Below are 21,812 nucleotides of genomic sequence, written 5' to 3'. Positions count from 1 at the left end.
TTACAGTCATGATTGTAACACAGCTCCCGCCTTTCAGGACCGCCTGTGTCGGGAGAACCGAACAATGCTGATCTATTCTGATATTCTGGAAAAGGAGGACCGCGTGAGCGAGACCTTGTCCCGCCAATCCGTCGAACCCGATGAGATCAATCATGCCATCGAGGGAGCGCAGGCCGCGCTGGGTGGGAAGCAGAAATCAGACGGACACTGGGTTTACGAGCTCGAAGCGGACGCGACGATCCCTGCGGAATATGTACTGCTCGAACATTATCTCGACCGGATCGACCCGGAAAAACAGGCCAAGATCGGTGTCTATCTGCGTCGCATCCAGGGCGATCACGGAGGATGGCCACTTTATCATGACGGCGGCTTTGATCTGTCGGCAACCGTAAAGGCGTATTTCGCGCTCAAGGCGATCGGGGACGACATCAATGCGCCTCACATGCGCATTGCGCGCGAGGCCATTCTCGATCACGGCGGCGCTGCGCGGACGAACGTGTTCACGCGGATCCAGCTCGCCCTGTTCGGGGAAGTGCCGTGGGACGCAACACCCGTGATGCCGGTCGAGCTCATGCTCCTGCCACGCAAGGCGTTTTTCTCCGTCTGGAACATGTCCTACTGGTCCCGGGCCGTCATTGCGCCGCTTCTGGTGCTCAACGCGCTCCGTCCCAAGGCCATCAATCCGCGCGGCATCCATGTTCAGGAGCTGTTCGTCAAGCCACCGTCTGAAGTCACGGACTGGATCCGCGGACCGTACCGTTCGGTGTGGGGCCGCTTCTTCAAGCATCTGGACTCTGCGCTGCGTCCCGTCCTGCCGCTTATTCCACGCAACGTGCACAAAAAGGCCCTCAAGGCCGCCAGCGATTTCATCGAGCCGCGTCTGAGCCGGGGTGGCCTCGGGGCCATCTATCCGGCCATGGCGAATGTCGTGATGATGTACCGCGCCCAGGGCGTGCCGGACAGCGATCCGCGCGCCAAAACGGCATGGGACGCAATCCAGGATCTGCTCGTAGATCATGGTGACGAGATCTACTGCCAGCCCTGTGTCTCGCCGGTCTGGGATACGGGTCTGTCGGGCCTCGCGATGATCGAAGCCGCATCCGGACCTGCCGGTACGAAAACCGAAGAAACACTCGCAGCCCTGAAAAAGAGCGCCGAATGGCTTCGGGAACACCAGATCCTGAACGTCAAGGGCGACTGGGCCATCAACGCGCCTGACCTTCGGCCCGGTGGCTGGGCGTTCCAGTACGAGAACGATTACTATCCGGACGTCGATGATACCGCCGTCGTGGCCATGCTGCTGCATCGTGTCGATCCCGAAAACAGCCGTGAGGCCATCTCCCGCGCCCGGGAATGGATCATCGGCATGCAGAGCACCAATGGCGGCTGGGGTGCATTCGATATCGACAACGACCACGAACTGCTCAACCATATTCCCTTCTCGGATCATGGCGCACTTCTGGATCCGCCGACCGCGGATGTCTCGGCGCGTTGCATCTCTTTCCTGGCGCAGCTTGGAGATCCGGATGACCGGCTGGTCATCCTCAAGGCGATCGAATATCTGCGCTCGGAACAGGAGCCCGAGGGCTGCTGGTTCGGTCGCTGGGGAACGAACTACATCTACGGAACATGGTCTGTCCTGTGCGCTCTGAACATCGCAGGCGTGCCGCATGATGATCCGATGGTCCTGCGGGCCGTAAACTGGCTTGAGAGCGTCCAGCGTCCGGATGGCGGTTGGGGCGAGGACTGCGCAACTTACGAGGGCGGCACCGCCGGCACGTACAAGAAGAGCCTGCCGTCCCAGACTGCCTGGGCCGTCCTCGCTCTCATGGCCGTTGGTCGCCGCGAGAGTGAGGCCGTCAAGCGCGGCGTGGCCTATCTCGTGTCCCAGCAGAACGAGAAGGGCGAATGGCAGGAAGAGGCCTATAATGCGGTCGGCTTCCCGAAGGTCTTCTACCTGCGCTATCATGGCTACAAGCAGTTCTTCCCGCTGACTGCCCTGGCCCGTTATCGCAATCTCGGTGTGAGCAACAGCGGCAAGGTGGAGTACGGGTTCTGATGCTTGGTATTCTCGCAGGTCTGAAACAGGAAGCCCGTCTGATCCGGCGCTTCCTGCCGAATGCTCCCGTGGCATTGAGCAATGCCACGCCGGAAGGCGCGCGCAGGGGGGTGGAACGTCTGCTCAAGGCAGGCGCAACGGAACTCCTGTCTTTCGGATGTGCGGGAAGCCTCTCAACAGACGTCGCACCTGGAACAGTCATCGTGGCGGACCATGTCCGCTACCAGGACAGGGATATTTCCTGCGATCCGCATCTGAGCGAAATGTTCGGCTCGGCCTATGCGCGACGCGGAGGCATCCTTCACAGCGATGTGCTGGTGGAACTGGGTCTGGAAAAAGCCTGGTATTTTTCGCAGACGAAATGCCTGGCCGTGGACATGGAAAGCGGCGTTGTTGCCGATGCAGGCGTACCTTTTGCCGTTCTGCGGGTGGTGTGTGACGATGCGACGCGGGACCTTCCGCCTGCGGTCAAGACCAGCGTCAAAGACGGGGCCGTGTATGTACCGGGCCTGCTGGGTTCCCTGCTGCGACATCCACTGCAGATCGGCGGCCTGATCCGTCTGGGCCGGGAAGCGGCCATTGCACAGCGTTCCATGGCTTCATTCCTGCAGGCCAATCCGCCTCAGGCCTGAGAAGGTCCCGGCACCGGCAAACGTGGCCGCGACACCGATCGGAACGAGCCACGGGAAGGCGATGGGATGCCCCTCAATCCGGACGAGTGAGACGAGCGCCAGCACGATCACGGCGGATATGAAACCGGCAATCGCAGCCCGCTCATCCCGGGAATGGCCGATCATGGCCAGCAGGAACACGCCAAGCGTGGCGCCATAGCTGTAGGACGCGATGGAGAGGCCGAAGACGACAGCCGAACCGCTCGGGCGCGAAAACAGCAGGGCGGTCAGAACGAGAAGAAAAGCCCAGAGTGCCGTCAAACTCCTCAGGGAGAACGGTCCGTGCGGCATAAAGTCTGCCCGGGTTGCGGCCGCCATGGCATTCATGGCGCTGGACAGGGATCCCATGGTCGCGGCGAGTATGCCTGCGATCATGAGACCGCTTAACACGGGCGGCAGGGTCAGGATGAAATGCGGGAACAGTGCGTCGGGCCGGGCACCCTGAGCCGGCATCAGATCACGCAGTGCCACACCGATGCAGGAAAGCAGGGCAAAAAGCCCTCCCACGACGAAAACACTGCCGATCATTGCCGCGCGCGCACCATTGAGTGTCTTCGCCGCGAGACAACGTTGCAACATCAACTGATCGGTCCCGTGCGAAGCCAGAGCCAGAATGGCCCCCCCGATGACAGCGCCGGCAATGGAAAACGGATCTGTAAAAGCGGGCAGGCCATGGCTGAAGACAGGGGCGCAGTGGAAGGGAGCTGTCCCGGCGCGGCACCAGATCACGACCAGACAGGCAATACTTCCGCCCAGATACAGTCCAAGCTGAAGACTGTCGGACCAGACAACGGCTTTCAGGCCGCCCGCGATCGTATAAGCCAGCGTCAGCAGAACGATCAGAAGCAGAAGAAGCAGGTCCGAGACAGGATAGCCCATGCTGGCAAACAGCATCGAGACGGGAAGCATTCCGGCGTAGAGGCGAACGCCCTCGGCGACCAGGCGGGTGATCAAAAAGGTGCCGGAGAGGAGCTTCTGCAGTTTTGTGCCAAATCTCTGGCCGATATAGCGATAGATGGAGGTCGCGCCGCGTTCATGCAGCGGCAGAAACCAGATCGCGACCGCCGTGCGGCCAATCAGGTATCCAATGGCCAGCCCGACAAAAACATAACCCTTGAGGTAAGCCACGCCTGGGACACTGACGATGGTCAGGGTCGACGTTTCGGTCGCGACCAGCGAGAGGCAGATCGCCCAGGGCGGGAGATCCTTGTGAGGCTGCCGGGCCAACGCAATGGAGATAACGGGCAGAAAGCAGAGATACAGAAGAATAACGAGCAGGCTGGCAAGCATCGAGACGGGTTATTCTTCCGAAAAAATCTATGCGGGATGACAGTATCTGCTGCCCTCAGGCACCCTTGCTGCTTTCGATCAGACGCTCCGGGCGAAAACCGGTTGCGATGACATAAAGCTCGCTGGATTCCTTGCGCGATGCCGGGGGCTTGACGTGCTTGACGCTGGAAAACGCCGTTTTCATCAGTGCCAGCATGTCCTTTTCCGAGCCGCCCTGGAACACCTTGGCGATGAAGCTTCCTCCTTCAGCCAAGACCTGAAAGGCGAAATCAAGCGCACCTTCCGCGAGACCCATGATCCGCATGTGGTCGGTTGCGGCATGACCCGTCGTGTTCGGCGCCATATCGGACATGACGAGATCGGCCGGACCACCCAGCATATCCTTCAGGCGATCCGGCATCTCGGGATCCGTGAAGTCCCCCTCGATGATTTCCGCACCGGCAACAGGATCGACCGGAAGCAGATCCAGCCCCACGACATGCTTCGCGCCCCGCTTGACCGCAACCTGGGTCCAGCCACCGGGAGCAGCGCCCAGATCGATGATCCGCGTGCCTTCCCCGATCAGTTTGAATCGGTCGTCGATTTCAATCAGCTTGAAGGCAGCACGCGAACGCCAGCCCTGCTTGCGGGCGGCCGCAACGTAGGGATCGTTCAGTTGACGATTCAGCCAGCGCTGCTGGGCCGTGGTGCGTCCACGGGCCGTGCGGAGCGATACGGTCTTGTTGCGGGCCGTGCGGGCAGTTGCGGAATCAAGTGTTGCGTCGTTTTCACCGGGGTTGGAGGCGCTTTTCAGGGCCTTGCCCGGAATACGCTTCGGTCCCGTGTCCTTGCTGGAACCGGAGCGGGATCTTGGCGGCTTCATATCGTGGCGTATGTCCCGAATGGGCCCCGTGACCGGGGCGTGGCATGGCGACTGGTCGTGCTGCGCCCCTTGCCGGAACGCTGACCGTGATCGCGGGCCATACGCAGCAACATCCCGTCGCGCAACCCCCGGTCCGCAATCGTTACGTCCTCAACCGGCCACAGACGGTGGATCGCTTCGAAGATTGCGCAGCCCGGCAGAACGAATTTCATGCGCTCCGCCCCCACGCAGGGATGCTCCGCCAGTTCGTCACGATCCAGACGGCGCAGGCTGCCAATGGCATCCACCATGCTCGGGCCAGGCAGTGTCAGTCCATCAATAGCCGCGCGGTTGTAGCGGGGCAGGGAGAGCGCCACCCCGGCGAGCGTCGTCACGGTTCCGGAGGTGCCGATCAGCCGTGTTTTGCCAAGCGTCACCTCCCGCCGGATACGGTGCACGGTCTCGAAACCCTTCAGATAGTCCTGAACATGACTGACCATCGTCTCATAAGAGGGGCCATGTCCTTCACCGAACATTTCCTGAAGGGTAATCACGCCGACGGGGACACTTGTCGTGCCGATCAGGGTCTGCGTCTGACGCTCCGGATCGATCCGGACCCAGGCGACCTCGGTAGAGCCACCCCCGATATCGAAAAGGACGCCACGATCCGCCTGGACAGGATTGTGCTCCGGCTGCCGGAAGAGGGGGGAGCAGCTTTCAAGCGCCAGCTCCGCTTCTTCACGGGCCGTGATGATATCGATGGTCAGACCTGTCTCATGCTGTACGCGCGCCAGGAACTCGCGACCGTTGGCAGCCTGACGGCACGCTTCGGTCGCGACGGCACGGACATGAACGAGGGGCCACTGCTTCATCCGCTCCGCACAGATACGGAGGGCATCGAGCGCACGCTTCATGGACTCTTCGGCAAGACGACCACTGGCGCGCAGGCCTTCACCCAGACGGACTGAGCGGTTGAAGCTGTCCACAACACGGAAGCCATTGGGCGTGCCTGCTGCAATCATGAGGCGGCAATTGTTGGTACCAAGGTCGATGGCACCAAAGAACGGACCCGTGCGTCTGGCAGACGCATGCACAGGCGCGGGGCCTGACAGGTTGTGATCCGTTCCATACCTCATCATGTGTTTCGGCTCCCGCTTGCCCGTGATCTGGGACCTTGGAAAAGCAGCATGGGGTGCGCGGGACCTTAGTCGCAAGAAAAATATCAGTTTTTCTGAAAAAAATGTCTATCGCCCCCTTGCGCCGTCCCGGGGCGATTGATAAACACCCTCTCACCGCTTGGGAGATAGTTTAGCGGTAGAACTACCGGCTCTGACCCGGTCAGCCCTGGTTCGAATCCAGGTCTCCCAGCCAAGAAATCCTCAGAAAATACCGCAAAAAAGAGACTTCCCCTCAGGGGGTAAAGTGCTCTATGAGGACCCGCCAACGGCCGGACGGCCTCTTGGTCTCCGGTTCACACACATCGCGTCGTCACGACGCATGACGTAACGGGGGCAAGCGGGCATGACATTATCTTCCGGCACAACCAATCTTAATGAGCGCATCCGCGATGCTCTGGCTTTTGACGACGTTCTCGTCGAGCCGGCTGAATCGTCGGTCCTGCCGGCACAGACCTCCACACGGACCCGCCTGACGCGCTCCATCGAACTGAACATCCCGCTGATGTCGTCCGCCATGGACACCGTGACCGAAGACGGCATGGCCATCGCGATGGCGCAACAGGGCGGCATGGGCGTCATTCACAAGAACCTGTCCATCGAGGAGCAGGCCGAGCAGGTCCGTCGCGTCAAGCGCTTCGAATCAGGCATGGTCGTCAACCCTGTCACGGTCGGGCCAGACCAGACGCTGGCCGAGGTTCAGGCCATCATGGGGCGGCATGGCGTCTCCGGCCTTCCTGTTATTGAAGATGGCAGCGGCGTTCTCGTCGGCATTCTCACCAACCGCGACATGCGCTTCACAACCGATCCGAACACGCGCGTCCGTGACCTGATGACGCATGAGAACCTCGTGACGGTCCTCAACGGCGCAGCGCCGGATGAGGCGCGCACGCTCCTGCACCGTCACCGGATCGAAAAGCTTCTGGTGGTGGACGAGGCGAAGCGCTGCATCGGACTGATCACCGTCAAGGACATGGACAAGGCCATCGCGCATCCGCTGGCCATCAAGGACTCCCAGGGCCGTCTGCGCTGCGCTGCGGCTGTAGGCGTCGGAGAAGACGGCTTCCGTCGCGCTGCCGCCCTTGCAGAGGCCGGGGTGGACGTCATTGTCGTGGATACGGCTCATGGTCACTCGCATGGCGTTCTGAGCGCTGTGGAGACCCTCAAGAGCCGTCACGGCGGACTTCAGGTCATCGCAGGCAACGTCGCAACACCCCAGGCCGCGCGCGCCCTGATCGCCGCCGGTGCGGATTGCGTGAAGATCGGCATCGGACCGGGATCAATCTGCACGACGCGCGTCGTGGCCGGTGTGGGTGTGCCGCAGTTCTCCGCCGTCATGGAGACGGCCGCAGCCTGTCATGAGCTGGACATCCCGGCCATTGCGGATGGTGGCGTCCGGACATCGGGCGACATCGTCAAGGCCATTGGCGCGGGTGCGGATGTCGTCATGGTCGGCTCGCTGCTGGCCGGCACGGATGAGAGCCCGGGCGAGACCTTCCTGTATCAGGGTCGCTCCTACAAGGCCTATCGCGGCATGGGCTCGCTCGGGGCCATGGCGCGCGGTTCTGCGGACCGTTATTTCCAGGCGGAAGTCCGCGACACGCTCAAGCTGGTTCCGGAAGGTATTGAGGGCCAGGTTCCCTATAAGGGCGGCATGGCTCCGGTCATTCATCAGCTCGTCGGCGGCCTGAAGGCTGGCATGGGCTACACGGGATCGGCCACGGTGGCTGATCTTCAGGTCCGGACCATGTTCCGTCGCATCACGAATGCAGGCCTGCGTGAGAGCCACGTTCATGACGTGACGATCACCCGCGAAGCCCCGAACTACCGCCGGGACTGAACGTCCCCGCATCAAAGCCTCTCGCAATGAGAGGCCAAACGGGCTACGGGGGCGCTATGACCCCCGCAGCCCGTCTTTCAGGCGCCATCGATCTGCTCTGTGCGATCCAGAACGCGCCCCGCCGTCCAGCCGACGCCACAGCCAACGCCTTTTTCCGCGAGCGCCGTTATATCGGTGGCGGTGACCGCAGAGCCATTTCCACAATCGTCTGGGACGTCCTGCGGGGCTGGAGACGGCTGCAATGGCACCTTAAGGATATTTCCGGCGACATCTCCCCACGCCTGCTGTGCTCGGCATCGCTTCTCCTTGGTGGGGAAACGATGGAGAATGTCCGCAAGCTGTTCAGTGGGGAGCGCTATGCTCAGAAGCCTCTGACGTCACGTGAAGATATGGCGCTTAAGGGTCTGGAAGGAAAAGAACTTTCCACCCAGAAGCAGCCCATTTCCGTGCGGCTTGAATATCCGGACTGGCTGGACAGTGCGCTGCGCGAGACGTTCGGAAACCGGCTTCCGGACGAGATGGAAGCCATGCTCGGAACGCCGACGCTCGATCTGCGCGTCAATCTGCTGAAGGGAAGCCGTGAGGCAGCCATCCGCGAGCTTCGCCGCGAATCGCTTCAGGCAGAACCGACAAAGCTTTCGCCATGGGGACTGCGGCTTGATGGTCGCCAGCCGGTCACGGCGACGCAGGCGTTTAGGGATGGCCTGGTCGAAATCCAGGACGAGGGCAGTCAGCTTGTGGTTGCGGCCGCAGATGCGCGCGGCGAGCACCGGGTTCTGGATTACTGCGCGGGTGCGGGCGGCAAGACGCTGGCACTGGCGATGACCATGGAGAACCGCGGGCATATCGTAGCCTGTGACGTGCATGAGAAACGTCTGGACGGAGCGGTCAAAAGGCTGCGTCGGGCAGGCGTTCATAACGTCGAGCGGCATCTTCTGGTGTCGGGGGACAAATGGGCCAAGCGTCGGGCAGGCAGCTTCGACCGGGTGCTGGTCGATGCGCCGTGCTCGGGAACAGGAACCTGGCGCCGGAACCCGGATGCACGGCTGCGCCTGACGCCGGAAGACATTCAGGAGCTTGTCATCAAACAGGCACAGATCCTTGATCGTGCAGCATCTTTGGTGAAGCCGGGTGGACGGATGATCTATGCGACCTGTTCGCTTCTGGCGTGCGAGAACGGGCAGCAGATCGATGCTTTCCTCAAGCGTCGGACGGATTTCGTGCGTCTGCCGAAAGAGCAGATGTCTGAACTTCTGCCAGCCGAATTGCGGAACAAGGCACAGTTTTCCCTGACGCCGCTGCGGGACGGAACGGACGGGTTCTTTGCCTGTGTGCTGGAACGGGTCGTGACGGATGTGAAGCCTGAAGAGACGACCGAGATGGCTGAATCCGCCGTTACGACGCCGGTGGCAGAAGGTCCTTCCACATAACCAGCGCGTCCACATAGCCTTGGAGCGGGTGGTCGAATGCTCCGGGGAGCGTGCCGATCACCCGGAAGCCCAGTGATTTCCACAGGGCTATGGCCCGCAGGTTGGTGCTGACAACGAAATTGAACTGCATGGCGCGGAAACCGAGTTTCGTGGCTTCCGCCAGAGCATGTTCGGCCATGAGGCGGCCCGCGCCAAAGCCGGACCGGGCAACGAAACCGGCATTGGCGATATGCGCGCCACCGCCTTTCTGATTGGCCTGAAGATAGAATGTCCCGACGATCTCATGGTCACGGCTCTGCGCGACATAGACGCGATGCTCCACATCCATCCAGTACGCCAGTGCCTGCCGCCGTCCCCAGTGACGGGGCAGTGCGTAGGTTTCACCCTTGCGCAGGACAGGGGACAGAAGACGCCAGATTCCTTCACGGTCCAGCGACTGGGCGGGACGGATCAGGAGGTCCGTATCGGGCTGGGGCAGCGGGAGCGTCATAACGGAACATTATTCCATATTTTAGGTGCATTGGCTGATCCGGGATATGATACCGCTTCGTATCCATAACGCGGAGCCCGTCCCGAACATCCATGCAATATGACATTCTTATCGGCATTGCCTCGACTTTCGGAGCGGGGATGCTGGCCCAGTGGGTCGCCTGGCGATTCCGGCTTCCGGCTATTGTCCTTCTGTTTTCGCTTGGTCTGATCTTCGGGCCCGGGCTGGGTATTCTTCATCCATCGGAGACGATGGGTTGGATGTTCCGGCCTCTCGTGTCGCTGCTCGTGGCGCTCGTGGTGTTCGAAGGCGGCATGGCGCTGGATTTCCGCCAGTTGCGCGAGGCCGGGGAAGGCGTTGCACGCCTGACGATGCTTGCACTGCCGATCAACTGGGTTCTGGGCTCCCTGGCGGCACATTATGTGGCGCATCTGGAGTGGGGCACGTCCATGCTGTTCGGGGCAATCGTCGTTGTGACGGGACCGACCGTGGTTCTGCCGCTGCTGCGTAGTGCCAAGCTGCAGCCGCGCGTGGCGGCGTTCCTGCGCTGGGAAGCCATCGTCAACGATCCTCTGGGCGCGATTCTGGCGGCTGTCGTCCTTCAGCTCATGATGCTGCATGTGGACGTTCATGCAGATGTGTTCTTCACGCATACGCTGCCGGATCTGCTGGGAGCCATTGCGGTTTCGCTGTCAGCAGGAATCCTGCCGGCCTATCTGATCCGCTATCTCTTCACGCGCGATCTGATGCCGGAAATCCTCAAGACCCCGATGCTGATCTCGATGGCGCTGGTGATCTTTTCGCTGTGCAATCTGGAGATGGGTGGCGCGGGACTGATGGCGGTCACGATCTTCGGCATGGCGCTGGCAAATCTCCAGATCCCTGGTGTCACGGAACTGCGGCGCATGAAGGAATCACTCGTGGTTCTGGTCGTGTCGGTGCTGTTCATCATGCTGACGGCCGATCTGCACCGCGATGTTCTGGCGCGGCTTTCCATCCCGATCTTTGCGCTGACGGTCGTGGTCCTGTTCGTCGTGAGGCCACTGGGCATTTTTCTGTCCACACTCGGGACCAGCATGCCCTGGAAGGAAAAGCTGTTTGTCGGCTGGATCGCGCCGCGCGGTATCGTGGCGGCGGCTGTGGCCGGTGAGGCGGGGATCAGCCTCAAGGAAGCGGGGTATCAGTCCGCCGACCTCATCATGCCGGCGGTGTTCGCCGTGATTGCGGTCACGATGATCCTACACGGGTTTTCGCTGGGACCGATTGCGCGGCTATTGAAGCTCACGTTGTCTAATGACCCGGCGATTGCGATTCTGGGGGCCAGCGGTTGGTCCATCAATTTTGCATCGTGTCTGCGCAGGGCCGGGGTTCCGGTGCTGCTGGTGGACAACCGTTCCAGTGCGCTGATGCCCGCCACACGTCAGGATATTCCCGTTCTGCGGGCGGAACTCCTGTCCCAGCACGGGCAGGAATCCTTTGAGGAACGCCCCGCAGACTATCTGATCGCGACGACAGGTGACGGCATCTATAACGGGATGGTGTGTGGACATCTGGCGCCGACCATGGGGAGGCAACGCGTCTATCAGATCAGCCCTGGCGTGGCGCGGCTGGATTTCTATCACGGCCTGTCACGCGATGCGCGGGGCAAGGTTCTGGGTGAACCTGCATGGAATTATACCCTGTTCGACACGCTATTCGAGCAGGGATGGCGGTTCGTGGCAGTGGAAGCCACGGAAGAAAGCGCGCCAACCTTTGGGACGGACGAAAACAGGCTCGACATTCTTGTAGTGCGGCGTGACGGAAACATCCTGATCCGGTCGGCCGAGGACAATGACAAAGCTGTGCCCCAGCCGGGAGATTACATGGTCTCCATGGTCCCGCCAGCAGCAGAATAAGAGTGGCTCAGGAGGGCTTTTCCACGGTGATGTGGGATAGGCCGTCCCGCAGGAGCACGCGGAGTTCCTTTTCCTCTACGGCGATGCAGCCTTCCGTATAACCGCTGGCGGGCGGAAGGTGCAGGAAAATGGCCGAGCCGCGTCCCGACTCGGCTGGCGCATCGTTCCAGCCCATCACAATACAGAGATCGTAAACATGGTCCTCCCGCCAGAGAGTCTCGCAGGAGGCCGGGTGGGGAAGGGAGACGGCGCGGTTGTAATCGGGATGGACCGGATCGTCGCACCAGCCGTCATTGGGAGCGATGGGTTCGACAGGCAATTCTGCACCGCAGACCGGGCGCGTCGTCCGGTCTGCGCGGTAGAGGACACGCCGGATCGGCAGTTCCCCCACGGGAGTGCACAGATCGCCCTCGACCTTGTCAAGAGACAGACCGCGCCGACCGGTCAAAGCCGGAATGATTTTGCCCTGGAAGTGAAGAAAAGCGCGGTCTCCAGCGGTTTTCAAAATAGCTTTAGCCATAATGCTGTTTCCTTTTGCGGCTGTACTTGCCATAGTCTGCCCCGAGAGCATGCTGCTTTCTTCCCCCGTAGCGGGAATGGTAAGTCCGGATGCGCGAGTTACGAACGCCGATCTCTGCGGATGTGACTTTTCTTCCGTCGCGATAGAACGAGACAGGTTATTATGGCAGGTCCACGCCCCATTCTGGTTGTTGACGATGATGATACGCTGCGTCGTCTTCTGGCGGAGCAGCTTCAGCACGGTGGCGAACTGGAAGCCGTTGAGGCGACGTCCGTTGCCGCGGCGCGCGAACTTCTCGCCAAGCCTGGCGCCCGTTATGACGCCATGCTGCTGGATATCACTCTCCCCGATGGTGACGGGCGCGATTTTTGCGCCGAACTGCGACGTGAAGGCGTTCGCATGCCGATCATCATCCTGACCGGCTCCGATGACGAACACGATGTTGTGCGTGGCCTGGACGCAGGTGCCAACGATTACGTTGCCAAGCCTTTCCGGATTGGTGAACTTCTTGCCCGTCTGCGCGCCCAGTTGCGGATTTTCGAGAACAGTGAGGACGCCGTCTTCGAGATCGGTCCGTATGCGTTCCGTCCGTCCGCTAAGCTGCTGGTCGAAACCGCCCGCAACCGTCGGATCCGCCTGACGGAGAAGGAAGCGGCGATCCTGAAGTATCTTTACCGTGCAGGTCAGCGTCCGGTGGCCCGTCAGGTTCTCCTGAACGAGGTGTGGGGCTACAACGCCGCCGTCACCACCCACACGCTTGAGACGCATATTTACCGTCTACGCCAGAAGATAGAACCCGATCCGGCTCGCACGTCGCTGCTGATTACGGAAGGGGGCGGTTATCGTCTTGATCCGGAAGGACGCGGTGTTATCGGGTCCGATAGCCTGTCAGCCTGAAGGTTGACAGGGCGGGTGACGGGTCAGGCCGGACCGAAATCCAGCACGACCGGGACGTGATCGGAGGGGCTCGCCCAGTCCCGCACGTCCTGAAGAACCCGGACATTACGCAGGCCCGGCATCAGATCGGGCGTCATCCAGACATGATCCAGCCGCCGTCCACGGTTGGACTTCTTCCAGTCCCTGTTGCGGTATGACCACCACGTATAGAGCTTTTCCGGCTCCGGCGTGATCATCCGCATGGCATCCTGAAATCCCGTTGCCATCCACGCCTTGAGACGTTCGATCTCGGGAGGCGTATGGCTAACGATCTTCAGAAGCTGTTTGTGGCTCCAGACATCGTGTTCCAACGGCGCGATGTTGAGATCACCAACCAGAATGCTGCGGGCAGGCGGTGTGCTGGTAAACCAGCTGGTTGCCTCGTCCACAAACGCCAGCTTGTGGGCAAACTTTTCGTTTTCTTCAGGATCCGGGATGTCCCCGCCAGCCGGCACATAGAAATCGTGTAGCAGGATCGGGCCGGCCGGTGTGGCAATACTGGCAGCGACATGCCGGCAGTCGGAGCGGGTGCACCAGTCCGGTGTGCCGTCTACGCTCTGCAGTTCGTGTCGCGACAGGATCGCCACACCGTTATAGCCCTTCATGCCTTTATAGACCTGATGGGGCAGTCCCATTTCGGCCAGGGGCTGAGCAGGGAAGAGGGGATCCGGGACTTTCGTTTCCTGTAGACAGACGATGTCCGGATTTTCCTGTTCGACGATCTGCTTCAGCAGAGGCAGTCTGAGTCGAAGGGAATTGATGTTCCAGGTGATGAGACGCATGCAAACTGGATCGACCGGATCGGTCGTTTTGACAAGCGCCCTCTTGCACACAAGACGTTCCCGTCCGATCTAGGACGGACCATGACTGATCTGCACGACACGCTCCTGACGCTTGATTCCCATATCGATATTCCCTGGCCGGACCGGCAGGATGCCTGGGCGGAAGAAACGCCCCGGCAGGTGAATGTCCCCAAGACTCGCAAGGGCGGTCTGCGGGCGGTGTGCCTTGCAGCGTATATTCCGCAGGGCCCCCGTGACGATGCTGGACATGCCGAAGGCTGGGAGCGGGTTCAGGGCATGCTGGACGTGATTGCCGGACTTGAGGGACGACAGGGCGATCAGGGCGCACGTGTCTGCCGCACAGCCGCGGATGTGCGGGCCGCATACAAAGCGGGCGACCTTGCCGTCATTCCGGCGATCGAGAACGGGCATGGTCTGGGCGGTCGTCCGGAACGTATTGCGGAACTCGCCCGTCGGTATGGCGTGCGCTACATGACCCTGACCCATAACGGGCACAATGCGCTCGCGGATGCGGCCATTCCGCGCAAGGATCTTGCCGATAACGAGACGCTTCATGGCGGACTGTCGGATCTGGGACGTGAGACGATCGCGCAGATGAACCGCTCGGGTGTTCTGGTCGATGTGTCGCATGCTGCGAAGTCGACCATGATGCAGGCCACCGAAGTCTCGAGCACGCCGGTTTTCGCCAGCCACTCCTGCGCCCGCGCCCTGTGCGATCATCCGCGGAATCTGGATGACGAGCAGCTTGATCGCCTGAAAGAGACGGGCGGCCTGATTCAGGTTACAGCCATGGGATCGTTCCTGAAAAAAGGCGGCGGCGGTACGGTCGAAGATCTGGTGCGGCATGTCTCGTACATCGCGGATCGGATCGGGGTAGAGCATGTGGGCATCTCGTCCGATTTCGATGGCGGTGGCGGTATTCCGGGCTGGAAGGATGCAACCGAGACCGCGAACGTGACCCGCGCGCTCCAGGCGGCAGGATTCAGCGACGCTGATATTTCTGCCATCTGGGGCGGTAACATGCTGCGTCTTCTGGAGACGGCCGAGCGGGCTGCAGAGAAGGTCTGAGAGCGGGGTCTTCACACGCTTTCGGGACCGCCCGATAGAACAGAACATGATCATGGGCGGCGAAAAGGGAGCCAGTTCGTCCACCATGATCGGGAGAGGTGTTCTTCGAGAGCTTCCCAGTCCTTTCCGTCCCGCAGATCGAAGCTGACGGGAAAGATCGGAAAGCAAGATGCAAGTGTTTTCAATGACTTGCAAAACATGATTAAAAATTGGGCAATCTGATGACAGGTCTGGCAAACCGGGGCTTTCATGATTCTGTCACGGAGCAGCCCACAGACTTTTCCACAGGTTCAGTGGATGACTGAAGAAGCTGAATGACCGACCTTCCTCCGCACAGTTCCGACCGTCCTGCCGATCAGGGTGAACCCCTTGTTCCTGCGGAAAAAAAGCAGGGCGTAGAGGCCATCCGCGAGGCGCTGAAGACCATCCCCTACAGCCCCGGCGTGTATCGCATGCTGGGCGCGAAGGGGGAGGTCCTTTATGTCGGCAAGGCGTTGAGCCTGAAGAAGCGTGTGTCGTCCTATACCCGCATCAACCAGTTGCCGGAGCGGCTGCGGCGTATGGTGTCGATGACGGTGTCGATGGAAATCGTCATTACGCGGACGGAAGCGGACGCACTGCTTCTGGAAGCCAACTACATCAAGCGGATGAAGCCCCGCTTCAACATCCTGCTGCGCGACGACAAGAGCTATCCGTGGCTGATGCTGACCGAGAGCCATGAGTTTCCCCAGATCACCAAGCAGCGTGGCAAACCGGTCAAGGGTGCGACCTACTGGGGACCGTTCGCGAATGCCTGGGCGGTCAATCAGACGCTGAATCTGGTGCAGCGCAGCTTTCTGCTCCGGTCCTGCTCGGATGCGGTCCTCAACAGCAGGACGCGCCCCTGCCTGCTATACCAGATCAAGCGCTGCTCGGCCCCCTGTGTGGACCGGATCTCCAAGCCTGATTATGCCGAACTGGTCAGCGAGGCGCGCCAGTTCCTCTCCGGACACAGCACGGAACTGCAGCAGCGTCTGGTGGCCGAAATGGAGCAGGCCTCGCAGGAAATGAACTACGAGCGGGCCGCGTCGATCCGGGACAGGATCCGGGGTTTTGCCAGTATTCAGGGTTCGAGCACGATCAACCCGACCTCGATCAACGATGCGGATATCATGACCATCTGGCAGGAAGCCGGTCAGAGTTGCATCCAGGTCTTCTTCATTCGCGGCAGCCGGAATAATGGCAACCGGGCGTTCTACCCGGCCCACGCGGAAGAAGAGACCGCCGCAGACGTGCTGTCGGCGTTCATGATCCAGTTCTATGACAACAAGCCGCCGCCGCCTTCCATTCTCGTGAACTGCGAACTGCCGGAACTGAAGCTCGTCGAGGAAGCACTCAGCATCCGCCGGGGACAGAAGGTCGAGATCCTGAGACCTCAACGGGGCGAGAAGAAAGAAGTTGTCGAGCATGCCGCGCTGAATGCGCGTGAGGCGCTGGAGCGGAAGCTGGCGGAGAATACCGGGCAGCGCAAACTGCTCGAAGGTGTGGCGGAAGTCTTTGGCCTGCCTGAAATCCCCCAGCGGATCGAGACCTATGACAACTCGCACATCATGGGGCAGGCGCCTTATGGCGTGATGGTCGTGGGCGGCCCGGAAGGGTTCAACAAGCGCGCCTATCGCAAATACGCCATCAAGGGGCCTGTCACGCCAGGCGATGATTTCGGCATGATGAGGGAGGTCATGGAACGGCGTTTCGGACATCGCCCTGAAAACGGAGGGCGCCCGGAAGACTGGCCGGATCTGCTGCTGATTGATGGCGGCCTCGGACAGTTCAACGCGGTACGGGCCGTTCTGGCTGATCTGGGCGTGACAGGTATCCCGATCGTCGCCATCGCCAAGGGACCGGATCGTGATGCAGGGCGGGAGTGGTTCTTCACGGAAACGAAGCCGCCATTCCAGCTCCCACCGCGGGATCCGGTCCTGTATTACCTGCAGCGGCTGCGTGACGAAGCGCACAGATTCGCCATCACGACCCATCGGGCAGGGCGCTCCAAAGGACTGCGCAGTTCGGAGCTGGATCACGTTCCGGGAATCGGAGCGGCGCGGAAAAAAGCCCTGCTCAACCATTTCGGCTCGGCAAAATCCGTCAGGCAGGCGAGCCTTGAGGAACTTGAGAATGCGCCGGGGATCAGCTCGAGTACGGCAACCGCCATCTACGGGCATTTTCATCCGGAATGGGTCCAGAAGACATCGGCCGATAATCGCAGCCATTAGGCCACACGTCGGAATTTACACGAAAAATACATCTTTTACGGGCATATTGGCGCATACCGGAGAGATGGAAACTGTTCTAGACTGACTGCGATGCTGACAGATCTGCCAAACATCCTGACACTGCTGCGTATCGCGTCCATTCCTGTACTGGTCGTGCTGCTCTCCGTGCATTCGCCGACCGCGAACGTGATTGCGTGCGCGGTCTATACTGCCGCGTGCATCACGGACTATCTGGACGGGGCGCTGGCCCGCCGCTGGCACCAGCTTTCGGAGCTGGGCCGGATGATGGATCCGATTGCGGACAAACTGCTAGTGGGGTCGCTTCTGCTGGCTCTGGCGGGGCTGACACACCTCCCGGTTTTCTCGCTTTATGCGGGGATCATCATCATGGTCCGGGAAATCCTGGTCAGTGGCCTTCGGGAATACATGGCCTCGCAGCGGGAAACGCTGCCCTCCACCCGCCTGGCGAAATGGAAAACCGGAATCCAGATGGTGGCGATCGGGTTTCTGATCGGTGGGGACGGGGCGGCAGGAATGCTGGGTCTTTCCTTCCTGCCTGCCAGCCTGATCGGCGGAATTCTTCTCTGGTTCTCGGTCATTCCGACCGTCATCAGCGGCTGGGGTTATCTGACTGCCGGGCTCACCCGCATCATGGCGGGACAATCCCGCAAGTCATCCAAGATCAGCTTCTGACACCAGTCTCTGGTAGAATTATGGATGTCTTTGACTGTCTTCATCTGGCGCTCCGTTACAAGGACCGCTAAAGGTCATTTATTGACCTTGTGGGAGTAAGAAATGCGGAAGGCCGCTCTGCTGGCACTACCTCTCGCTCTGAGCGGCTGTTCAGGCATGGGCAAGTATATCCGTGACACCATGGTGTGGACGGCGCTCGACAACCCCAATGGTCCACACGGCGACAGTGAGAATATTCACCGTGCCCGTGGCGAGAAATACGCTGAAACCCCGATTTTCCCTGAAGGCGGCAATATCTGGCCTGGTGCCCCACAGCCCCTTCCGACCCTCAAGGACGTCGAAAACCCCGACAGCACGTTCAGTCATGCCCTCGGAGACCCGGCAACCTATTTCGGCGGCGCAGCTCTCGACGAGAATTTCATGGGCGGCATTGGCAGCAAGGGCGCTCTGGGCGCTTCCGGCCAGCAGCTCATGCAGGGGCAGAGCATGTCGGTCGGCGAAAGCGCCGACACCCATCAGGGTGTGAGCCGGGACCGCAGCCATGTCATTCCGACACTGCCATCCTCGGTCCCCGATAGCGCTACCCGTTTCCTGAACAAGAATCCAAGCAAGACCATCGTCATTCCGAATGGTGACGGCACGAGCACGCTGATTGCGCCGGATGGCAGCGTGAAAGTCGTACGCGGCACCCCCGCTGCGCCGCAATAACAGGGTTACTGCTGACGGCTCCTGAAGCCGTCAGCAGTAACCCTGGTTTCAGTACTGCCGGAAAAGCGCGACCAGACGGCCCTGAATATGGACGCGCTCCGCCGGGAAGATGCGGGTTTCGTAGTCCCTGTTGGCCGCTTCCAGCGCAATCATCGATCCGCGACGACGCAGCTTCTTGAGCGTCACTTCCTGCTCGTCGATCAGGGCCACGATGATCTGTCCGTTTTCCGCAGTTTCGCGTCGCCGGATGATGGCGATATCGCCATCCAGAATGCCCGCTTCGATCATCGAATCACCCGCAACCGTCAGGGCATAATGCTCGCCGGTACCCAGAAGCGAGACCGGCACGTCAATCCGGTCGCTGTCATCCTGCATGGCCTCGATCGGAAGACCGGCTGCAATACGTCCATAGAGCGGGATGCTGACAGTCTGGCGGTCATTGGCGACACTGGCTTCCGAGAACGCCCCCTCAAGGCCTGTCTGCCCCTGATTGAGAACGGCGGGGACGAACGCGGTACCCGTGCCCGTAGCGGCCGGTGCCTCGGTTCCCATGTGTGGCAGACGCAGCACTTCGAGTGCACGGGCACGATGATGGTGACGACGCAGAAAGCCGCGTTCTTCCAGAGCAGAAATCAGCCGATGGATGCCAGACTTTGAGCGAAGCTCAAGAGCATCCTTCATTTCATCGAAAGAAGGGGAATAGCCCGTCCGGCGAAGATGGTCGTCGATATATAGCAAAAGCTGGTGCTGCTTGCGGGTCAGCATACAGGCGCTCCCATGCGCCTCGGCGGAGGCAGGTCGGAAAACAAGGTGCAGAATGAAAGCCATCCCGCATTTGTTCCTTATAGGTTCCTGTCTGTTGCCTCACAAGCGAAAGAGAGGGGCTCACACGGTGGCCTGATAAGATTCCCTCGGGCTGAAAGTCCCTGAAAGCGCAGGAAAACCCCGAAATTGTACGTCAGGGCCTTGACCTGCGGACCACAAATCAGCATGGTGCGCCCAATCTAGAGATCAACATGCTGCATCGACACCTTCGAGCGGCATCAGTATGGCGAAAGCCCGAGGGTATCATGGGAAAGAGCAACGTTATTCAGATCCGGCTCGTTTCGTCCGCCGAAACCGGCTACTTCTACGTCACGAAGAAGAATGCCCGTTCCGCTACGGGAAAGATGGAAGTGCGCAAGTACGATCCGGTTGCACGCAAGCACGTCGTGTTCCGCGAAGCCAAGATCAAGTAAGACTGTTTCGACAGTCTTCATGAAAAAAGCGGCCTTCGGGCCGCTTTTTTTTGTGTCTGCAGAACCGGATTTCCTGACCGCTGCTCAGAACAGCTTGTCGTGAGGACCGTAGGGGACAACCAGATCACCGCTGCGGGTCAGGTTCATCGTGGCACGGGCACGCTCGTCCAGCATATCGGCGTCCAGCGCCTTTTCCTTGAGTGCAACGACACGCCGACGCCAGACATTCTGTTCGTCATCGGCATCCTGCCTGGCCTGAAGGGCATCCTTCTGAAGCTGCATCTGTTCCTGATAGGCATGAATACCATGAGCGCCATGAAGGGCGTTCCATCCGAAATAGGCCGTCAGGGACAGAAAGAAAGCGGGGGGAGCAACGGCGCGGACACCACGCTTGATGAGCCGGATCAGTGTCACGTCGTGAAAACTCCGTTCTGAGGGACTACTTCAGTTTATATCAGTCAATCGTGACCAGACAATGAATGATGCGGGGATCTTTCATGTCCGGACCTGAAAAAACGGCCCCATTCCCGAAGGACATGAGGCCGTTGTGCAATCTCAGGAGTTCTTGAGAATGCTGCGGCCAGCATAGCGCGCGGCACTGCCGAGCTGCTGCTCGATACGGATCAGCTGATTGTACTTCGCCGTGCGGTCAGAGCGGGAGAGGGAGCCCGTCTTGATCTGTCCACAGTTCGTGGCGACGGCGAGATCGGCAATCACGGAATCTTCCGTTTCACCGGAACGATGGCTCATGACGCAGGCATAGCCAGCCTTGTGAGCGGTTTCGACAGCTTCGAGCGTCTCGGTCAGCGTGCCGATCTGGTTAACCTTCACGAGCAGGGCATTACCCGTGCCAGCCTTGATGCCACGGCGCAGACGCTCGGGGTTGGTCACGAACAGGTCGTCGCCAACAAGCTGAAGCTTCTTGCCCAGACGGGTCGTAAGCTCTGCCCAGCCTTCCCAGTCGTCTTCCGCCAGACCGTCCTCGATGGAGACGATCGGGTAACGGTTGGCCAGATCCTCAAGGTAAGAAATCATGCCCGAGGCATCGAATTCCTTACCTTCACCCTTCAGGTTATAGCGGCCATCCGCATAGAATTCGGTGGCTGCGCAATCGAGTGCGAAGGTCACATCCTCACCCAGCTTGTAGCCCGCAGCCTCAACGGATTTTGCAATAAATCCAAGAGCTTCGTCAGCAGACTTCAGGTTCGGTGCGAAGCCGCCCTCATCGCCGACATTGGTGTTGTACCCGGCTTCGGACAGACCTTTCTTCAGGCGCGCAAAGATTTCCGAGCCCATACGAATGGCATCCGCGACCGTCGGAGCACCGACTGGCTGGATCATGAATTCCTGGATGTCGATCGGATTGTCAGCATGCTCGCCGCCATTGACGATGTTCATCATCGGCACGGGCAGGAGATGGGCATAGGCGCCACCGACATAGCGGTACAGCGGCAGTTCCAGTTCCTCGGCCGTGGCCTTGGCGACTGCAAGGGAAACGCCCAGGATGGCATTTGCACCCAGACGGGATTTGTTAGGGGTCCCGTCCAGATCGATCATCGCGTTGTCGATGGCGATCTGATCTTCCGATTCGGCGCCCTGGAGCACTTCGAGGATGTCGTTTTCAACGTGGCTGCAGGCCTTCAGGACGCCCTTGCCGCCGTAGCGGGACTTGTCACCATCGCGCAGCTCCACGGCTTCATGCGCGCCTGTGGAGGCGCCAGACGGGACAGCAGCGCGGCCGCGGGCACCGGAGGACAGTTCGACCTCGACCTCGACGGTGGGATTGCCGCGGCTGTCCAGGATTTCGCGGGAGGTGATATCAACGATGGCGCTCAATGGAAGCTCTCCTGGAGATGCGTGAACCGGGTTGGCTCGTGACCGTTCGGAATGGAACAGGTATTTC

General features: G+C 60.4%; 20 protein-coding genes and 1 tRNA gene. 12 read left to right on the top strand and 9 right to left on the bottom strand.

All coding sequences use genetic code 11. The features are described 5' to 3' along the window. Window positions 1–64 precede the first annotated feature (64 nt). Both shc and HKD27_RS14400 read left to right on the top strand, forming a co-directional pair. Window positions 65–2,059 carry a squalene--hopene cyclase gene (shc, locus tag HKD27_RS14405; protein WP_194689922.1) on the top strand — a complete coding sequence of 665 codons (1,995 nt, stop codon included), beginning with the start codon at window positions 65–67 and terminating at the stop codon, window positions 2,057–2,059. Then, entirely contained in the window at window positions 2,059–2,691 is a 633-nt protein-coding gene (locus tag HKD27_RS14400; RefSeq protein ID WP_194265195.1) for a hypothetical protein, read from the top strand. Before shc ends, HKD27_RS14400 begins: the two co-directional genes overlap by 1 nt. Here the strand turns inward: HKD27_RS14400 and HKD27_RS14395 are convergent. The 3 genes from HKD27_RS14395 to HKD27_RS14385 are packed head-to-tail and all read right to left on the bottom strand — an operon-like array spanning window position 2,659 to window position 6,000. Then, window positions 2,659–4,020, bottom strand: coding sequence for a sodium:solute symporter family transporter (locus HKD27_RS14395; protein ID WP_194689921.1), 1,362 nt, complete (start codon window positions 4,018–4,020; stop codon window positions 2,659–2,661). The genes HKD27_RS14400 and HKD27_RS14395 overlap by 33 nt on opposite strands. Before the next feature lie 55 nt (window positions 4,021–4,075). Further along, window positions 4,076–4,882, bottom strand: a complete 807-nt coding sequence (locus tag HKD27_RS14390) for an RlmE family RNA methyltransferase (RefSeq protein ID WP_194689920.1) — start codon at window positions 4,880–4,882, stop codon at window positions 4,076–4,078. After that, window positions 4,879–6,000 (bottom strand): Ppx/GppA phosphatase family protein, encoded by a 1,122-nt coding sequence (locus HKD27_RS14385; RefSeq protein WP_194689919.1) that lies wholly within the window; start codon window positions 5,998–6,000, stop codon window positions 4,879–4,881. Before HKD27_RS14385 ends, HKD27_RS14390 begins: the two co-directional genes overlap by 4 nt. A 158-nt stretch (window positions 6,001–6,158) precedes the next feature. Between HKD27_RS14385 and HKD27_RS14380 the strand changes: the two genes are divergently transcribed. From HKD27_RS14380 to HKD27_RS14370, 3 genes are all read left to right on the top strand, one after another. After that, a tRNA-Gln gene (locus tag HKD27_RS14380) sits at window positions 6,159–6,232 on the top strand. A 150-nt stretch (window positions 6,233–6,382) separates the two neighbouring features. After that, on the top strand, window positions 6,383–7,876 hold the full coding sequence (gene guaB, locus HKD27_RS14375) for an IMP dehydrogenase (RefSeq protein ID WP_194689918.1): 1,494 nt from the start codon (window positions 6,383–6,385) through the stop codon (window positions 7,874–7,876). 56 nt (window positions 7,877–7,932) lie between these two features. Continuing rightward, a complete protein-coding gene (locus HKD27_RS14370; RefSeq protein WP_194689917.1) occupies window positions 7,933–9,306 on the top strand; it encodes an RsmB/NOP family class I SAM-dependent RNA methyltransferase in 1,374 nt (457 codons plus the stop codon). On the opposite strand, the gene HKD27_RS14365 is transcribed toward HKD27_RS14370, so the two are convergent. Beyond that, window positions 9,272–9,796, bottom strand: coding sequence for a GNAT family N-acetyltransferase (locus tag HKD27_RS14365; protein ID WP_194689916.1), 525 nt, complete (start codon window positions 9,794–9,796; stop codon window positions 9,272–9,274). The genes HKD27_RS14370 and HKD27_RS14365 overlap by 35 nt on opposite strands. A 92-nt stretch (window positions 9,797–9,888) precedes the next feature. Here HKD27_RS14365 and HKD27_RS14360 point away from each other — a divergent pair, with 92 nt between their 5' ends. Next, window positions 9,889–11,691, top strand: coding sequence for a sodium:proton antiporter (locus tag HKD27_RS14360; RefSeq protein WP_194689915.1), 1,803 nt, complete (start codon window positions 9,889–9,891; stop codon window positions 11,689–11,691). Window positions 11,692–11,698: 7 nt separating this feature from the next. On the opposite strand, the gene HKD27_RS14355 is transcribed toward HKD27_RS14360, so the two are convergent. Beyond that, window positions 11,699–12,211 (bottom strand): L,D-transpeptidase, encoded by a 513-nt coding sequence (locus HKD27_RS14355; protein WP_194689914.1) that lies wholly within the window; start codon window positions 12,209–12,211, stop codon window positions 11,699–11,701. Between the two features lie 162 nt (window positions 12,212–12,373). On the opposite strand from HKD27_RS14355, the gene HKD27_RS14350 reads away from it, so the two are divergent. Further along, window positions 12,374–13,108 (top strand): response regulator transcription factor, encoded by a 735-nt coding sequence (locus tag HKD27_RS14350; RefSeq protein WP_041112431.1) that lies wholly within the window; start codon window positions 12,374–12,376, stop codon window positions 13,106–13,108. A gap of 23 nt (window positions 13,109–13,131) precedes the next feature. Here HKD27_RS14350 and HKD27_RS14345 read toward each other — a convergent pair whose 3' ends face one another. Continuing rightward, window positions 13,132–13,929 (bottom strand): exodeoxyribonuclease III, encoded by a 798-nt coding sequence (locus tag HKD27_RS14345; protein WP_194689913.1) that lies wholly within the window; start codon window positions 13,927–13,929, stop codon window positions 13,132–13,134. 81 nt (window positions 13,930–14,010) lie between these two features. Between HKD27_RS14345 and HKD27_RS14340 the strand changes: the two genes are divergently transcribed. The 4 genes from HKD27_RS14340 to HKD27_RS14325 all read left to right on the top strand — a co-directional run bounded on the left by HKD27_RS14340 (window position 14,011) and on the right by HKD27_RS14325 (window position 18,671). Then, window positions 14,011–15,018, top strand: coding sequence for a dipeptidase (locus HKD27_RS14340; protein ID WP_194689912.1), 1,008 nt, complete (start codon window positions 14,011–14,013; stop codon window positions 15,016–15,018). A 314-nt stretch (window positions 15,019–15,332) separates the two neighbouring features. Beyond that, entirely contained in the window at window positions 15,333–17,270 is a 1,938-nt protein-coding gene (uvrC, locus tag HKD27_RS14335; protein ID WP_194689911.1) for an excinuclease ABC subunit UvrC, read from the top strand. Between the two features lie 90 nt (window positions 17,271–17,360). Next, window positions 17,361–17,963 carry a CDP-diacylglycerol--glycerol-3-phosphate 3-phosphatidyltransferase gene (pgsA, locus tag HKD27_RS14330; RefSeq protein ID WP_194689910.1) on the top strand — a complete coding sequence of 201 codons (603 nt, stop codon included), beginning with the start codon at window positions 17,361–17,363 and terminating at the stop codon, window positions 17,961–17,963. Window positions 17,964–18,065: 102 nt separating this feature from the next. Then, window positions 18,066–18,671, top strand: coding sequence for a hypothetical protein (locus HKD27_RS14325; RefSeq protein WP_041112436.1), 606 nt, complete (start codon window positions 18,066–18,068; stop codon window positions 18,669–18,671). 48 nt (window positions 18,672–18,719) lie between these two features. On the opposite strand, the gene lexA is transcribed toward HKD27_RS14325, so the two are convergent. Next, window positions 18,720–19,436 (bottom strand): transcriptional repressor LexA, encoded by a 717-nt coding sequence (lexA, locus tag HKD27_RS14320; RefSeq protein WP_024716897.1) that lies wholly within the window; start codon window positions 19,434–19,436, stop codon window positions 18,720–18,722. 305 nt (window positions 19,437–19,741) lie between these two features. Here lexA and rpmG point away from each other — a divergent pair, with 305 nt between their 5' ends. Next, on the top strand, window positions 19,742–19,909 hold the full coding sequence (gene rpmG, locus HKD27_RS14315) for a 50S ribosomal protein L33 (protein WP_011253780.1): 168 nt from the start codon (window positions 19,742–19,744) through the stop codon (window positions 19,907–19,909). A gap of 84 nt (window positions 19,910–19,993) precedes the next feature. Here rpmG and HKD27_RS14310 read toward each other — a convergent pair whose 3' ends face one another. After that, a complete protein-coding gene (locus HKD27_RS14310) occupies window positions 19,994–20,323 on the bottom strand; it encodes a septum formation initiator family protein (protein WP_041112437.1) in 330 nt (109 codons plus the stop codon). A gap of 141 nt (window positions 20,324–20,464) precedes the next feature. Beyond that, entirely contained in the window at window positions 20,465–21,745 is a 1,281-nt protein-coding gene (eno, locus tag HKD27_RS14305) for a phosphopyruvate hydratase (RefSeq protein ID WP_011253782.1), read from the bottom strand. Window positions 21,746–21,812: the final 67 nt, after the last annotated feature.

This window comes from Gluconobacter sp. R75690 (assembly GCF_015244525.1).
GTDB classification, from domain to species: Bacteria; Pseudomonadota; Alphaproteobacteria; order Acetobacterales; family Acetobacteraceae; genus Gluconobacter; species Gluconobacter potus.
The sequence above is the reverse complement of the archived record's forward strand: the minus strand, read 5'-3'. Positions and strand labels throughout refer to the sequence as shown.

Coding starts and splice junctions, on each gene's coding strand:
- shc (WP_194689922.1), top strand. CDS start 65: ATGCTGATCTATTCTGATATTCTGGAAAAGGAGGACCGCGTGAGCGAG.
- HKD27_RS14400 (WP_194265195.1), top strand. CDS start 2,059: ATGCTTGGTATTCTCGCAGGTCTGAAACAGGAAGCCCGTCTGATCCGG.
- HKD27_RS14395 (WP_194689921.1), bottom strand. CDS start 4,020: ATGCTTGCCAGCCTGCTCGTTATTCTTCTGTATCTCTGCTTTCTGCCC.
- HKD27_RS14390 (WP_194689920.1), bottom strand. CDS start 4,882: ATGAAGCCGCCAAGATCCCGCTCCGGTTCCAGCAAGGACACGGGACCG.
- HKD27_RS14385 (WP_194689919.1), bottom strand. CDS start 6,000: ATGATGAGGTATGGAACGGATCACAACCTGTCAGGCCCCGCGCCTGTG.
- guaB (WP_194689918.1), top strand. CDS start 6,383: ATGACATTATCTTCCGGCACAACCAATCTTAATGAGCGCATCCGCGAT.
- HKD27_RS14370 (WP_194689917.1), top strand. CDS start 7,933: ATGACCCCCGCAGCCCGTCTTTCAGGCGCCATCGATCTGCTCTGTGCG.
- HKD27_RS14365 (WP_194689916.1), bottom strand. CDS start 9,796: ATGACGCTCCCGCTGCCCCAGCCCGATACGGACCTCCTGATCCGTCCC.
- HKD27_RS14360 (WP_194689915.1), top strand. CDS start 9,889: ATGCAATATGACATTCTTATCGGCATTGCCTCGACTTTCGGAGCGGGG.
- HKD27_RS14355 (WP_194689914.1), bottom strand. CDS start 12,211: ATGGCTAAAGCTATTTTGAAAACCGCTGGAGACCGCGCTTTTCTTCAC.
- HKD27_RS14350 (WP_041112431.1), top strand. CDS start 12,374: ATGGCAGGTCCACGCCCCATTCTGGTTGTTGACGATGATGATACGCTG.
- HKD27_RS14345 (WP_194689913.1), bottom strand. CDS start 13,929: ATGCGTCTCATCACCTGGAACATCAATTCCCTTCGACTCAGACTGCCT.
- HKD27_RS14340 (WP_194689912.1), top strand. CDS start 14,011: ATGACTGATCTGCACGACACGCTCCTGACGCTTGATTCCCATATCGAT.
- uvrC (WP_194689911.1), top strand. CDS start 15,333: ATGACCGACCTTCCTCCGCACAGTTCCGACCGTCCTGCCGATCAGGGT.
- pgsA (WP_194689910.1), top strand. CDS start 17,361: ATGCTGACAGATCTGCCAAACATCCTGACACTGCTGCGTATCGCGTCC.
- HKD27_RS14325 (WP_041112436.1), top strand. CDS start 18,066: ATGCGGAAGGCCGCTCTGCTGGCACTACCTCTCGCTCTGAGCGGCTGT.
- lexA (WP_024716897.1), bottom strand. CDS start 19,436: ATGCTGACCCGCAAGCAGCACCAGCTTTTGCTATATATCGACGACCAT.
- rpmG (WP_011253780.1), top strand. CDS start 19,742: ATGGGAAAGAGCAACGTTATTCAGATCCGGCTCGTTTCGTCCGCCGAA.